This is a genomic window from Halotolerantifilum yawarlongkerapense (assembly GCF_054506745.1).
Map to the genome: position 1 here is coordinate 1863357 of NZ_CP199719.1, position 14216 is coordinate 1877572.

General features: G+C 55.6%; 15 protein-coding genes. 11 read left to right on the plus strand and 4 right to left on the minus strand.

Annotated features, from left to right (window positions below):
- Nucleotides 1-105 precede the first annotated feature (105 nt).
- The 4 genes from mutY to msrA all read left to right on the plus strand — a co-directional run bounded on the left by mutY (nt 106) and on the right by msrA (nt 4458).
- Nucleotides 106-1149 carry an A/G-specific adenine glycosylase gene (gene mutY / locus ACULM0_RS09135; RefSeq protein ID WP_463677240.1) on the plus strand — a complete coding sequence of 348 codons (1044 nt, stop codon included), beginning with the start codon at nt 106-108 and terminating at the stop codon, nt 1147-1149.
- On the plus strand, nt 1146-2012 hold the full coding sequence (locus ACULM0_RS09140) for a radical SAM protein (protein ID WP_463677241.1): 867 nt from the start codon (nt 1146-1148) through the stop codon (nt 2010-2012). Before mutY ends, ACULM0_RS09140 begins: the two co-directional genes overlap by 4 nt.
- Before the next feature lie 92 nt (nt 2013-2104).
- Nucleotides 2105-3988, plus strand: a complete 1884-nt coding sequence (abc-f, locus tag ACULM0_RS09145) for a ribosomal protection-like ABC-F family protein (protein WP_463677242.1) — start codon at nt 2105-2107, stop codon at nt 3986-3988.
- On the plus strand, nt 3985-4458 hold the full coding sequence (gene msrA, locus ACULM0_RS09150; protein WP_463677243.1) for a peptide-methionine (S)-S-oxide reductase MsrA: 474 nt from the start codon (nt 3985-3987) through the stop codon (nt 4456-4458). Before abc-f ends, msrA begins: the two co-directional genes overlap by 4 nt.
- Nucleotides 4459-4518: 60 nt before the next feature.
- On the opposite strand, the gene tnpB is transcribed toward msrA, so the two are convergent.
- Both tnpB and ACULM0_RS09160 read right to left on the minus strand, forming a co-directional pair.
- On the minus strand, nt 4519-5670 hold the full coding sequence (gene tnpB / locus ACULM0_RS09155) for an IS200/IS605 family element RNA-guided endonuclease TnpB (RefSeq protein ID WP_463677244.1): 1152 nt from the start codon (nt 5668-5670) through the stop codon (nt 4519-4521).
- A gap of 153 nt (nt 5671-5823) precedes the next feature.
- On the minus strand, nt 5824-7368 hold the full coding sequence (locus ACULM0_RS09160) for a M23 family metallopeptidase (RefSeq protein ID WP_463677245.1): 1545 nt from the start codon (nt 7366-7368) through the stop codon (nt 5824-5826).
- An 87-nt stretch (nt 7369-7455) separates the two neighbouring features.
- Between ACULM0_RS09160 and ACULM0_RS09165 the strand changes: the two genes are divergently transcribed.
- The 4 genes from ACULM0_RS09165 to ACULM0_RS09180 are packed head-to-tail and all read left to right on the plus strand — an operon-like array spanning nt 7456 to nt 10580.
- The gene (locus tag ACULM0_RS09165) at nt 7456-8010 is read left to right on the plus strand and encodes a hypothetical protein (protein ID WP_463677246.1); all 555 of its coding nucleotides are present in this window, start codon (nt 7456-7458) and stop codon (nt 8008-8010) included.
- Nucleotides 8007-8690 (plus strand): YczE/YyaS/YitT family protein, encoded by a 684-nt coding sequence (locus tag ACULM0_RS09170; protein ID WP_463677247.1) that lies wholly within the window; start codon nt 8007-8009, stop codon nt 8688-8690. The genes ACULM0_RS09165 and ACULM0_RS09170 overlap by 4 nt, the downstream gene beginning before the upstream one ends.
- Before the next feature lie 4 nt (nt 8691-8694).
- Entirely contained in the window at nt 8695-9747 is a 1053-nt protein-coding gene (locus ACULM0_RS09175) for a Gfo/Idh/MocA family oxidoreductase (RefSeq protein ID WP_463677248.1), read from the plus strand.
- Nucleotides 9744-10580: a GNAT family N-acetyltransferase gene (locus ACULM0_RS09180; protein WP_463677249.1), complete on the plus strand. Its 837-nt coding sequence runs from the start codon at nt 9744-9746 to the stop codon at nt 10578-10580. Before ACULM0_RS09175 ends, ACULM0_RS09180 begins: the two co-directional genes overlap by 4 nt.
- A gap of 20 nt (nt 10581-10600) precedes the next feature.
- Here ACULM0_RS09180 and ACULM0_RS09185 read toward each other — a convergent pair whose 3' ends face one another.
- Together ACULM0_RS09185 and ACULM0_RS09190 are read right to left on the minus strand one after the other, a co-directional pair.
- Complete coding sequence (locus ACULM0_RS09185) at nt 10601-11206, minus strand: UbiA family prenyltransferase (protein WP_463677250.1); 606 nt, start codon at nt 11204-11206, stop codon at nt 10601-10603.
- 21 nt (nt 11207-11227) lie between these two features.
- Nucleotides 11228-11503 (minus strand): hypothetical protein, encoded by a 276-nt coding sequence (locus tag ACULM0_RS09190; RefSeq protein WP_463677251.1) that lies wholly within the window; start codon nt 11501-11503, stop codon nt 11228-11230.
- Between the two features lie 326 nt (nt 11504-11829).
- On the opposite strand from ACULM0_RS09190, the gene ACULM0_RS09195 reads away from it, so the two are divergent.
- Genes ACULM0_RS09195 through ACULM0_RS09205 form a run of 3 tightly spaced genes read left to right on the plus strand, consistent with a single transcriptional unit; the run spans nt 11830 to nt 14203 of the window.
- Nucleotides 11830-12753, plus strand: a complete 924-nt coding sequence (locus ACULM0_RS09195; protein ID WP_463677252.1) for an ABC transporter substrate-binding protein — start codon at nt 11830-11832, stop codon at nt 12751-12753.
- Nucleotides 12750-13454: an ABC transporter ATP-binding protein gene (locus ACULM0_RS09200; protein ID WP_463677253.1), complete on the plus strand. Its 705-nt coding sequence runs from the start codon at nt 12750-12752 to the stop codon at nt 13452-13454. Before ACULM0_RS09195 ends, ACULM0_RS09200 begins: the two co-directional genes overlap by 4 nt.
- Nucleotides 13451-14203 carry an ABC transporter permease gene (locus ACULM0_RS09205; RefSeq protein ID WP_463677254.1) on the plus strand — a complete coding sequence of 251 codons (753 nt, stop codon included), beginning with the start codon at nt 13451-13453 and terminating at the stop codon, nt 14201-14203. The genes ACULM0_RS09200 and ACULM0_RS09205 overlap by 4 nt, the downstream gene beginning before the upstream one ends.
- The last annotated feature ends 13 nt before the right edge of the window (nt 14204-14216 follow it).

Consider the following 14216-nt stretch of genomic DNA (forward strand, 5'->3'; position numbering starts at 1 on the left):
GCTCACCTCCTCTTTTAGATTGATATCAAACTGTTACCCTCATGAGCGACTGGGCAAACCCATGGTGTCGTGTTAAGATGAAACGAGAAGCAAAGGAGAGGAATTATGGCGACAGAACAAGAACAACTTTTGCAATGGTACAGGGACCACCACCGCGATCTTCCCTGGCGAGAGACCCGAGATCCCTACCGCATCTGGCTTTCGGAAGTTATGCTCCAGCAGACGCGCGTGGACACCGTGATCGACTACTACTATCGATTCTTGGAACGATTCCCAACGGTGGAGGATCTGGCCCATGCCGATCTAGACGACGTGCTCGGCCTCTGGCAGGGGCTCGGTTACTACGGCAGGGGAAAAAGACTCTGGCAGGCGGCCAAGAAGGTTGTCGATGTGCACGGTGGTGTCTTTCCCGACACGATGAAAGAGGTCAGGGCGTTACCGGGGATCGGTCCCTATACGGCGGGAGCGGTGCTGAGCATCGCCTTTAACAAGGCCCACCCAGCGGTGGATGGGAACGTGATGCGCGTGATCGCCCGCTACAAGGGAATCGACGAGGACATTGCCCTGCCCCGCAGTCGCAAGACTTTCGAAGAGGAAGTAGACCGGATGCTCCCGGAGGATCGAAGGCATTTCAACCAGGCCCTGATGGAGCTCGGTGCCCTCATCTGTAAACCGCTGAACCCTTCCTGCGATGTTTGTCCCTGGCGGTCCTCTTGTGTCGCCCTGGCGGAGCAACGTCTAGAGGAGCTACCGGTGAAGACGAAAAAGAAAAAGCCCGTTGAAAAGGATTGGGTGGTTCTTCACCTGGTTGATCAAGATGGGAAGATCCTGTTCGTGAGAAGACCCCAGGAGGGCCTCCTGGCAGACCTGTGGGGTCTACCGATCTATCCTCTCGAGCGTATGGACCATGCGGGGGAACTCGGCGGTGAGGTCCTAGAGGAGCTGGGGGTTCACATAGGGCCTTTGCACTTTGTCCGACGCGAGAAGCATATTTTCACCCACCGCCTTTGGCAGATGCACCGTTACGATGGAAGGGGCCGGTCGGTGAAGCGGGTGGAGGATCCGGAGATCCGATGGGTAGACCCGGGCGAGCTGGAGACCATCGCCCTACCGACGGCATTCAAGAAAGTACTGGGTGAGAAAACATGAACTACGATTATCCCTTATACCGACCGCCCAGCGAAGCCAAGAGCCTGATCCTTCAGGCGACGCTCGGGTGCTCGCACAACCGTTGCACCTTCTGCGATATGTATCGGTCCAAATCCTTCCGCATACGCTCGGAGGAAGCCGTGATGATGGATCTAGAGAAACTGGCAACCGCACAACCGCGGGCGCGACGTCTCTTTATCGCTGACGGTGACGCACTCATCCTCTCGATGAAGCGGTGGCGTGGGCTACTGCAAAGGGCCTTTGTCCTGTTTCCGGACCTCGAACGCGTCTCGGCCTACGGGAGCCCCCTGTCCATCGAGCAAAAAACGCCAGAAGAGCTGTCCGAACTCAAGGCCCTCGGCTTGACCTTGATCTACATGGGTGTCGAGACCGGTGATGACCGCCTGCTTGATGAAATTCAAAAAGGGACCCGTCACCAGGGCCTCGTGGAGGCCGGTCGGAAGGTGATGGCCTGCGGTATGGGGCTATCGGTGACGGTCATCGCCGGACTCGGTGGGAAGGCGGGCTGGAGGGAACACGCGAAGGCCACAGGTCATTTGATCGGGACGCTCTCGCCGACGTACACGGGTGTGCTCTCTCTGGTGCTATCCCCCGGGACACCGCTCGCCCGAAGAGTGGAGGAAGGCACCTTTGTTCCCCTCGATGGTCGGGAGACCCTGGAGGAGGTGCGGTACATGCTCGCGCATGCCACCGGTGCAGAGACCGTATTCCGTATGAATCATGCGTCCAACGATCTACTTCTCAAGGGCACGCTCCCGGCGGACCGGGAGGAGCTGATGCGGAAGATCGATGATCGTTTGGGTCGAAAAGATCGGATTTCCCGTGGCCCGCGCATGTTGTAAAGGGAAAGTTAAGGTGGGGTCACTTGACCCGAGACGGGTCGCTTCCGTACACTGAAAGATAAGAAGAGATACACGTTGAGGAGGTGATCCGGATGATCGCATTGGCGGTAAACAACCTGCGCTTTGGCTACGATGATGACGACCTGCTGACGGAGCTTGATCTGGAGGTCAAAGAGGGCGAGGTAGTGGCCCTTGTCGGTGAGAATGGAACGGGAAAAACCACCCTGCTCGAGTTGCTCGCCGGTCGCCGGCAACCGACGGCCGGTGAGATCATGCGGAAGAAGGGGTTGTCGGTGGGATACCTCGAGCAGCTACCGGCTGTGACAGAAGGCATGAGCGTCCTATCTTACCTAGAAGGAGCCTTCGGGGGGCTCGATAGCTTGGAACGGACACTGCGGAAGATGGAAGCAAGGCTCGAGAAAGCACCTGGAGAGGGACGACTGTTGCGGGATTATGGTGATGCACAGGCACGGTACGAGTTGGCCGGCGGCTACGAACGCGACGTCCACCTCGGACGGATTATCACGGGATTCGGCTTTTCCGAGTCGTTCTTGTCCCAGTCCCACGAAACACTTTCCGGTGGAGAGAAGACCCGGGTGGCCCTCGCGCGCCTGTTGTTGGAGCAGCACGACTTGCTCCTTCTCGACGAGCCGACCAATCATTTGGATCTGCGCACGACCGTTTGGCTGGAGACCTTCATCAACGAGAGACAGCTGACAATTTTGATGGTCAGCCACGATCGGGCCTTTATGAACCGGACCGTTAAGAAGATTTACGAGCTGGAGGAGGGGCGGGCCGTATGCTATCTCGGGGATTACGATGCCTATCGAAGGGAACGTGCTTTGCGGCGGGAACGGCTCCTAGCGGCCTACGAAGCCCAGAAGAAAGAAGTGGCCCGCATGGAGGAGGCGATCGATCGCTTCCGCAGTTGGGGGGACCAGGGGGATAATGCGAAGTTCTTCAAAAAAGCCAAGATGCTGGAAAAACGGATCGATAAGATGGAGGAACGCACGGCCCCGCGACGCGAGAGGAGGCTCCGGGGTCTCGGCTTTTCAAGTGAAGGTCGCGCTTCTAAGGAAGCGATCCGCTTGGAGCACCTTTCCCATGGCTATGGCGACAAGCCCCTTTTCAAATCGATTGGAAAGACATTGTTCGCCGGTGAGCGAATCGCGCTGGTGGGCGATAACGGTGTGGGCAAAAGCACCCTCTTGCGCTTGATTTTAGGTCGGGAGACCCCTGTCAAGGGACGCGTGGTCCTGGGTCCCAGCACGGAAGTAGCCTATCTGCCACAGGAAGTGCAGTTCGCTGACGAAAGTGCATCGCTACTCGAAGAAATCAGACAGACCCTACACATGGGTGAGCAAGCGGCTAGAGAACACCTCGCTCGTTTTCACTTCCACAGGGAAGCCGTGTTTCGTTCGCTGAGCAGTCTCTCGGGAGGCGAGCGTACGCGGCTACGGCTATCGGAACTGATCGCCAGTTCCTTTAATTGTCTGCTGTTGGATGAACCGACGAACCACCTGGATCTACCGGCGAGAGAGCAGTTGGAAGAAGCGCTAGAAACCTTCGGGGGCACACTCCTCGTAGTGAGCCACGACCGTTACTTCAACGATCGTGTGGTCGATCGATTTTGGATTTTGACCCCGGACGGAATCGAAGAGTGGGAGGGTGTGATCGAAGACTACCTGGCACTTGACTCGAAAGAGGTGCATCCTGCGAACAAGGCAACAAAAGCGAAAGTGGGAAGGGAACCTGGGGCGCAAGGGGTGAATCCCTGGAGGGTTGCGGAACTTGAGAAAGAGATCGAAAGCCTTGAGATCGAGCTTTTTGAATTGTCCGAAGCGGTGGAGGAGGCTGGTTCCGATCATCATAAGCTCATGCGTTTGAACGAGAAGATCGGGGTATCAAATAGAAGGAGAGAGGCCCTCATCGAAGCGTGGATGCGGGCACAAGGAGAAGGAGAGGATTCATCGTGAGAAAAACCATCGTGCTCGGAGGCGGCTGCTTCTGGGGCGTAGAAGCGTATTATCGTCGGATGGATGGTGTGGTCGACACAGAGGTCGCCTATGCCAATGGTCACACGGAAAACCCAACCTATGAAGAAGTGTGTAGCGGTAGGACCGGCCATGCGGAGGTGGTCAAGGTCACCTACGATTCAGACCGCATCTCTCTGGAGACGCTTCTCGAAAAACTCTTTGAAGTGATCGACCCCACCCTGATCAACCGGCAGGGGCCCGATATCGGGGAACAGTACCGATCGGGTATTTACTACACGGACCCGGAGGATCGCGAACGGATCGAGGCCTTTATTGAAGAGAAGCAATCCGAGTACAACCTGCCCATCGCTACAGAAGTAGAGCCGCTCGATACCTACTATCCGGCTGAAACCTACCACCAACGCTATCTGGAGAAGAATCCCAACGGCTACTGCCACATCCCGCTTTGAACTACACGGCACTGAAGTGCCAAGATTCCTAGGAAGACCGCCCTAACGGGCAGTTGTTTATTAGGCTAGCCCCGTGGTCCCCACGGTTAGAAGCCGTAAAGCTTCGGTTTGAAGATTCATGCTTGCGTTAACATCTCGGTCATGAGCGGTGCCACATTCAGGGCATGTCCATGTTCTCACGGAGAGATCTTTAACGGCTTTGTTTCTGTATCCGCATGATGAACAGAGCTGGCTTGAAGGGAAGTTCCGGGCAACTTTTACTACGGTCTTTCCATACCAGTCTGCTTTGTACTCGAGCATTTCGCGAAAAAGCCCCCAGCTTGCCTCGGAGATTGCCTTCGAAAGCTTTTTGTTCTTCACCATACCTTTTACGCGAAAATCTTCTAGGCCGATCACGTCGTGGTTTTTGACGATATCGGTGGAAAGCTTATGGAGGTAGTCTTCGCGTCTGTTCCTAATTTTCTCATGAAGGAGAGAGACTTTTCGCTTCTGCTTTTGATAGTTCTTCGCTTCGGACAGTTTCCGTCCCTCTTTTTTCGCTCGCTCTTTTCTGCGAGAAAGAATACGCTGTTCTTTAGCTAATTTTTTCTCGAGTGAGCGAAAGAATTTAGGGTTGTCATAGACCGTTCCGTCGGAAAGAATGGCAAAATCCTTCAGCCCAAGGTCAATGCCGACAGAAGAACCCGTCTTTTTTAATGGCTCAATGTCGACTTCGCAAAGAATTGAAACAAAGTGCTTGTTCGCAGCATTTCTGCGGACGGTAGCATTCATGATCCGCCCTTCAACCTCGCGGCTTTTGGCGAACTTCACCCAACCCAGTTTCGGAAGCTTGAGGCGGTTGCCTTTGACTTCGATGTTGTTATTGGTGAATTTTGTTTTGTAAGACTGGACGGGATTTTTCTTGCTCTTGAACCGTGGATGTTTTGATTCTCCTTTGAAAAACCGTGTATAGGCATCTTGGAGGTTTTCAATTGACGCTTGAAGAGCAATGGCATCAGGTTCCTTTAGCCAGGAGAGCTCTTTCTTAAGCGAAGGAAGCTGACTCGAACAAATGCTGCGGGTTAATCCTTTGCCGGTGGTTTTGTAGGCGGTTTCCCATTCGTGAAGGAAGTGATTGAAGATGTATCGACTACAGCCGATTGTCTTTGCGATCTGTTCTTTTTGAGCGTTGTCAGGATAGATTCTGAACTTGTACGCCTTATGCTTTAACAAAAAACCACCTCCTTGCAAAAATTTTATGAGAATATATGTTCATGTCTAGTTTATCAGTGACTCTAGGACAAAGTCAAGCGATTCATCCCACGACTAAAGTCACGGGTGTTCTTGCTTATTGCATAAAAAAAAGAAGGGTCTCGCTATCATTCGTTAGCGGGACCCTTCTGTCGTTGTTTCAAAGAGTGCTTTGTAATTGTCATAGGTCACTACCTCGCCAAAGAGCAGGCGACCGGGTGCGATGTTCTTATCGAAGTAGCTGGTGGTCAGATGCAGGTGGGGTCCTGTGGAAAAGCCCGTGGTGCCCACCGTTCCGATCTGCTCACCGGCCGCCACCAGATCGCCGTCCGAGGCATCCAGTGTATGGAGGTGGAAGTAGACGGAAAAAAGGCCGCGCCCGTGATCGATGACCACGGTGTTGCCGGTCAGGATAAGAGACCGCGCCAGGGTGATGCGCCCCCTGGCGAGTGCCCCGACGGGTGTCCCGGTGGGAGCGGCGATGTCAATACCGGAATGCCGGTAGCTGGTGGGAGAACCATTCACATAGCGGGTTTCCCCGAAGCTTGTGCTCAATCGCCCCTTGACGGGGAGGACGAAATGTCCCTCGGCAAGGTCCCGTGCGTCGGAGACGCTTCGTGCCGGCGGAAAATACATATTGTATTCATTGTAGGCCGCATCGTTTCGCGTGCTCGCCGCTACATTGGGATCGATCCATAGGTGCTGGATTTCGAAGGTTCCCGGCTCGAGGATAATCTCTTCCTCATATTGGGCGCCGTTTTCGATACCGTAGCGAAGCGTATAGGTACCCGGCGTATCGTGATAGGAAGCGGCGAGGCGTGCGACCCGGCTGCTCCCCTCGCCATAGAAGCGACTGCTCCCAAAGGGGACCTCGAGATAGGGGGTCTCGTCATCATCGAGGTGGTTGACCTCGAGGGTGATCATCTCGCCGCGCTCGAGCGAATTTTTCTGTAGCGTGAAGGTAGCGGGGTGATTTACCTTCACATCAAAGTGGCTTTCTCTTGTCCCGCGGAGGGTACCGAGATCATACTGCAACTGGAGCTTCACCCGGTAAATGCCCTCATCCTCCGGAAGCGGCAAGGTGCGGTCGAGGGACCAGGGTGTCTGCACATCGTCGACCCAGAGGGTCCCGGAGGTCGCATCGGAGTGCAGGGTCGGTGGATTCTCCCTGGAGAGATCGAACTGTGTATCCACGATTTCGGTCACGAGATCGATGGAGAGCCAGTGATCGGCAGCGGCACGGTATTCCAAACTTCCCCGGGTGGTGGGGAGGGTGTGTCGTTCCCCGCGGGTCCTTAGTTGCACCGGCTCGAGTTCGGGGGGATCATAGAGAAAATTGAAATCTTTACTGATCATGAAATCCGGGAGTTCGTAGGCTTTCTGTCCCTCGAGGAGCAAGCCGGTTTCCCGATCGAGGATGAAAGCCTCCGTGCGCTCGAGTCCACTTTTCAGATGGTGCGTGATGGTGAGCGGTACAGAATCTTGGCTTTGGGCGGGGGCCTCGGTCTCGACGCGGCGGTAGAAGGATCTCAGAGAAGAGGTCTCTTCAATCGTTTCCTCGCCCTTTTCCGATCGAATCGTAATCTGATCCGTGGTGGCCGTTCCTGGGATCGTGAGACCCGCAGTGATGAAGAGCAATATGAGGAGCAAGGGTACAATGCGTAGCATCCATCTTTTCATTTGGATTCCCTCCTGTGGGCTTTTCTTTTATCTAAAAAAAGCATATCATCATATTGACTCCCTGAAAAGCGAAAGGAGCAGACTGTCATGAGAAAGTTAGGTTACTTGATACCATTATTGATTGTACTGACAGCGTGTGGCCCGAGTCAAGAGGAACCCACACCCGAGTTTATACCCCCCGAGCAACCGGTCGTCGAGGCAGAGATCCCCCCGGAAGAAGAAGCACCGGAGGGGCTCCCGGGGATCCTGTTCGATGCACAGGCAGCTGCAGTGGGCGATAGGGTTGGAGCGTGGACCATTGCGAGCATCGATCGGCTTCCTCATGCCGTGGGATCCGATTATTCGGCCCAGATTGCCTTCGAGGGGAGCGTGCTTGTCGAAGGCACCTATACACGTCACAAGGGAGATGAACTGCTGGGGGATCTGATCACCTTTCGACCGGGGGAGGCCTCTGCCCAAGCGTTCCCACGGATGAGCGTCGATGAACGCTATATCTGGTTTGCCTTTGCCAACCAAGAGGCGGCCGAAGAGATCTTACCATCCGGAGACGGTGGTGAGGTGACCATCGAAGTCTCTGCCTACACCATTCACTTTGCCCCTTCCGATGTGCACAATACCGCCGTGATCGAGGCGGTCCGATGATCGGTGCCCTCAAGCTATTCGTCAGACTGATCGTCGGACTCTTCCTCTTTGCCCTGGGGATCTCACTGACCATTCGGGCGAACATCGGTTTAGCTCCATGGGATGTTTTTCACCAGGGCCTGGGAACGGTCGTTGGACTGACCATCGGACAGGTGAGCATTCTGGTGGGTCTTGTGATCGTGGTCTTCAATACCCTGATGGGCGAGCGCGTCGGATGGGGAACACTGGGGAACATGCTCTTGATCGGCTTGTTCCTCGACCTGCTCTTGATCCACGGACCGATCCCCACGATGAGAACACCCCTCGGGGGCGCTTTGATGGCATCGGTGGGTCTTTTGACCATCGCTGTGGCCAGCTACTTCTATCTCAGCTCCGGACTGGGATCGGGACCGCGGGATGGGCTGATGGTCGTGCTCACCAAACGAACGGGTCTGCCCGTCGGCGTGGTACGCAATGGCATTGAAATCTTGGTGCTTGCCGCGGGATACCTGATGGGTGGGTTTCTGGGTGTGGGGACCTTTGCCATGGCCCTTTTGATCGGGACCTTTGTACAGGTGGTTTTCAAGTGGTTTGATTTCGATGTGAAGACCCTGGAACACCGTTTCATCGATGACGACGTGAAAAGATTGAAAACATGGTACAATAATAAGGAGAGAACACAGCAGAAAAATAAGGAGTGACGCCATGATTCGCACGGGCATCATTGGATTCGGCCTGTCCGGCCGCGTCTTCCACAGTCCCTTTTTGACAGCACATCCTTCTTATGAATTGGTCTCGGTGATGACCCGGAATCTCGAATCCAGGGCATTTTTATCAAGTCTACAGCCTGCTCCACGGCCTGTGGATACACCGGAGGCGATCTTGGGCGATCCATCCATCGAGCTGGTGATCATCGCATCGCCGAACACAACCCATCATCCCTTGGCCAAGGCGGCCCTCGAGGCGGGAAAGCACGTGGTCGTGGAAAAACCCTTCACCGTGACGAGCGAAGAAGCGGACGATCTGATCGAAACGGCCAAGCGAAACCAGCGGGTCTTGACGGTTTACCAGAACCGACGCTACGATGGTGAGTTTCTCACGCTCAAGAAATTGTTATCTGAGGATCGCCTCGGTCGTATCGTAGCCTACGAGGCGACCTTCGATCGCTTCCGTCTTATACCCAAGGAGAACTGGCGCGAGGAAGAGCGGCCGGGATCGGGGAACCTCTATGACCTCGGCCCGCACCTGATCGACCAGGCCCTCTTTCTCTTCGGATGGCCGGAGAGATTGCTAGCCGATGTGAGAACCGAGCGGGCGGGAGCGCGGGTAGATGATGCCTTTGATCTTACGCTTTTTTACCCCGACCTGCGTGTGGACCTGAGGGCCCGGAGCCTTCTGGCCGGTCACCCGATGAAGTTGATGGTGCGGGGAACCAAGGGGACCTACATCAAGTACGGTCTCGATCCTCAGGAAGCCCGCCTGCGTGGGGGTTGGAAAGGTTCTTTGGAAGAGCTGGGGATCGAGCCAGCGGAGGCCTACGGTCGCTTGGAAACAATCGCCGGCGGTGAGGTGATCCCGACAGAAGCCGGTTGTTACAAAGCCTATTACGATACCTTGGCCGATGCAATCGCCGGAAAGGACACTGCTCCGGTAGCGCCCGAGGAGGCGCGGGATGTGATCCGGTTGATCGAGTGGGCCCTGCACAGTGCCAAGATCGGACAGGTTGTCCGGTTGTCGAAAGGAGGGGAGACGATATGATCGAGATAGTACGTGCGGACCGGTTCGATGATAAGACCATCTACTCGGTTTTCAAGGAAGCTTACAGCGATTACATCGTGAACATCATCCCACCCTACGGCGTTTTCATCGATCGTTTTTTCGGCGCGGAAGGAAATCGACGGGATCTGTCCTTTCTGGCCCTAGAAGAGGGTCGTCCCATCGGACTCGTCCTGTCGGGACTCGTGAACTACGGGGGCAAACGTATGATGCGATGCGGGACCCTGGCCGTGATTCCTTCGGCCCGCAGGCGCGGGATCGGGGATCAACTGCTTGAGAAACATCTCGAAGAGGGCGAGGCCAGGGGTGCAGAGGGCTTCTTTCTCGAGGTGATCACGGGCAACGATCGTGCCCTTCATCTCTATCGAAACGAGGGCTATGAGCCCGTGGAAACCATCTTGTATATTCGCGGCATGCCCAACCTCGTCAGAGGAGACACGATGGGCGTCCGGGAACTCGAGACTCCCGAGGGGGAAGCATTCCTCATGGGTCGCGTCGATGGCCATCTACCCTGGCAGTGTCACCCGGAGTATTACCGGGAGGATCCCAGTGCACTTTATTTGGGCTACAGGGACAACGGTGAGCTTGTCGGTGTGCTCCTGGGCACAGAAGCAGGGCACATCGCGGCTTTGCACGTGCACCCACGGTTCCGGGGGCGCGGTATCGGACGACGGTTGGTAACATATTTTTGGGAGGCGCTCGATGGCGCTGAGCTTCGATCGGCCTTTTTCGAGAGCACGGACCTTTTGCGGTTTTTCGAGGGTATCGGTTTAAAACGAACCTCCCTCTCCCAGTACCACTGCGTGAAGAATTAAAAAAAGACCGCGCGAGGCGGTCAACTGGATAGGATGAACCCGATGAGATAGAGGGCATGGAAGGCGATGGTCAGATAATTGGTCGCCGGGATGCCCTCTTTTCGTGATTTCGAGGTGCTTTTGTAGGCGGCAAGGGCCATGGGGACCGTGAGCAAGGTGAGTAGCGTCCCGAGGGGCAGCTGGTCCGTTGAGACGAAGATGAGGATCATCAGGTAACTTGAAGTGATCAGACCGATGAAGAGCGCCTTCCCCCTCTCGAAGCCCAACCGAACCACGGCGGTCTTGACCCCGTGCTCGAGGTCCCGCTGGTAGTCCCTGAGTTCGTTCGAGAACATCAAGAGCGGGATGAACAGCGTCGCCGGTAGGGTCAACACCACCACCGATAGGTCCACGCGGTGGGAGAAAACAAAATAGGCACCGACCACCATGAGGGGGCCCATGAGCAGAAAGGAGAGCGGTGCACCGAGTCCGCGTTTCTTGTAGACGATAGGTTCGCCGGTGTAGGCATAGCCGCCCAGGATGCCAGCGACACCGAAGAAGAAGAGGCGCAGATCCCCCGTGATCATGAGGTAGAGGCCGATGAGCGCTGCAAGGCCGAAACTGGCCAGACTCCACCCAAAAACCAAGAGGTCGAAGGCCGTCCGTTTTTAGCCGAGAAAGCGGTAGGTCTTCTCCTCCGGGCGGTGGTACTTAAAGGATCCCTCGAAAAAGTCATTCACCAGATTGGTGCCGGCTTGTGCCGATAGTCCGGCCAGCAGAACGAGGAAGATTCTCAGGCGGTCATCGGCTGTGCTGGGATCCAGGTAACCGAACCGCCTGGCAAAGAGCATCCCCATGCCCGTTGAGGCCACGGCGAGAGAGAGGGATAAGGCGCGAAGCGCCGTCCAAAGGTCTTTGAAAAATTTGCGATCAATCGTAAACATCTTACACTCCTTTCTCCAATGTTGACATTATGCCACAATTTCACTTGCAATTGAACTGCTCATGACAGAAGTCACGGGATTCGGGGACCGCCTCACGGTGGAGACGACCACTCTTTTCGTTTCATCGTCAAGCCAAGGCTGAAAAGCCCGATGTTACTAAACGCTTGTATTTTAATGTTGTTGGCCGTCTTCCCCTTCCCTCCGTGCACAGCTCCACAGCCCCGTGTTCTACCGCTCTGGGTGCGGGCGATTCCCTCCTCAAAAACTTTTGCATAAGCCGCCAAAAAGGCATATCATAGATGTGTTAATGAAATCACAGGAGGTTTATGATGAAAAAAATGATGCTACTGACTATGATGCTTGCCCTTTTGCTCGCGGGATGCACCGCAGAAACGGAAGAGCCGACACCCGCTACACCGGACGAGCCGCTTACCCTTTCCATCGGTGTTATGCCGGCGGTAGACAGCGCTCCGATTTTCCTCGCGGAACAAGAGGGTTACTTTGAAGAGCTAGGACTCGACATCGAGATCCAAGTGTACATGAACGCCATGAACCGACAGAGCGCCCTGATCAGCGGTGAGCTCGACGGAGCGATGACCGATGTGATCGCCCTCGTGAACAATGTGGACAACGGTTTCGATATCAAGGTGACGACGAGCACCGATGGGAGCTTCCCGATCCTGCTCAGAGACGACTTTGAAGAGACGACCAACGTGACCGTCGGTATGATGGAGGTCAGCGTCTCCAACTATCTTTCGGACGCAGCACTCAAGGATACCTATACCCTCGAGAAAATCTACATCAACGAGATTCCAGCGCGCCTGGAGATGATCAAGAGTGGACAGGTGGATATGGCGGTGCTCCCAGAACCACTTGCGTCCATGGGCGCTTTGGCTGGACTGGAGAAGAGAGTTTACGAGAATCCGGATGACTTCTATCCCGAGGTGATGGTCTTTACCGGAAGGGCCATCGAAGACAAGGCAGCGGCCGTGGAGGCCTTCCACAGGGGCTATGACAGGGCAGTCGAAGCGATACGCGCCGACACGTCCCTGGCCAGAAGTGTGCTGGTCAACCGCTTGGAGCTCAATCCCGAGGTGAAGGATCTGATGCACCTGCCAGATTACCAGCTTTCCCGTGTGCCGGATGAAGCCTACCTAGAAAAAATTATGACCTGGAATGAGCAAGTCATCGGAAAAGCGATCGACCTGGGTTATGAGGAACTTGTTGACGATCGTTTCGCAGCGCAATGATCAAGCTGAAGGGTCTGCGCGTTGACTACGGTCATACACGGGCCCTGGACGGGATCGATCTGACCATTGAAAAACAGAAGGCCACGATGATCGTCGGGCCATCGGGATGCGGGAAGACGACACTCCTCATGGTCTTGGCCGGCTTGATCAGGCCCACAGCGGGCGACGTGATCGAGGGAGGGTCTAGGGGGAGCAGGGGGCTGATCCTTCAGGACCTCGGTCTCTTTCCCTGGAAAACGGTGGAACAAAATGTGGCCTTGCCCCTGCTTTACGATAAAGTGTTGCCCGGGGTGCTTCGGAAGAAAGTGCAGGATCAATTGCAGGAGCTGGGGATCTCCCCGCTGGCCGATCGCTTCCTCGATACACTGAGCGGCGGCCAAAAACAGCGGGTGGCCATCGCCCGCACCTTGATTTCAAATCCCGAGCTACTGCTCCTCGATGAGGTCTCCTCATCGCTAGATGCCATGTCGAAAGAGGCCCTCCAAGATCTCCTCTTATCTCTCGTGGCTCGGCATCGGCTGACGCTCGTGGGCGTCACCCACGATTTGGAGGAAGCGGCCCTACTGGGCCAGACCATCGTGGTGATGAAAGAAGGGCGCGTCGTAACACGTCTCGACAATCCTTTCTACGGACGGGCCCACCTGAGGGAAAGCCTGGATTTCTATCGCTTTTGCCTGGAGATCAGGGGGTGGTTATCGTGAGCCGGCTATGGAAGCAGCTCTACGCACCCGTGGTACTCCTTGCGGCCTGGCAGGGATTGACCCTGTGGGTGGGCGCACAGCTCGTGCCGTCCCCCCTTACGACCCTTCTCCTTTTCTTCCGATTACTGCCGACGACACTCCTGCCCCACGTGATGGCCAGCATGGGGCGGATCCTAGCGGCGCTGGCCATCGCTCTCTTTCTTGGGGTGAGCACTGGTCTCGCGGCGGGTCTCCACCGCCGGGTGGACGCCCTGCTCTCCCCCCTGGTCTATGGCCTCTACCCGCTTCCCAAAGTCGCCTTCATGCCGCTTTTGATGATTCTCTTTGGTCTGGGAAACGCCCCTAAGGTAGCCCTGATCGTTCTGATCATCGTCTTTCAGATTTACGTGACCACCCGCGATGCCGTCCGTTCGATTCCAGCGCACCTCTTCACAGCCCTCAGCTCGCTCGATCTACCGGAGCGCGCACTCTACACCCACTTGGTCTTTCCTGCCATTCTCCCGAAGCTCTTCACGACGCTTCGGGTGAGCATCGGGATCGCCGTGGCGGTGCTGTTTTTCGCAGAGAACTTCGCGACGGACCTAGGGGTGGGGTACTTCATCATGAACAGCTGGAGCATGGTGAATATCCCGTCGATGTACGCTGGGATCTTGACCCTGGCGGTCCTCGGTTTTCTTCTCTTCACGTTACTCGATCGTTTGGAAAAACATTTTTGCGCATGGACCTTGGTGGGTAAAGATGAAGAATAAGGAGTTGATAAGG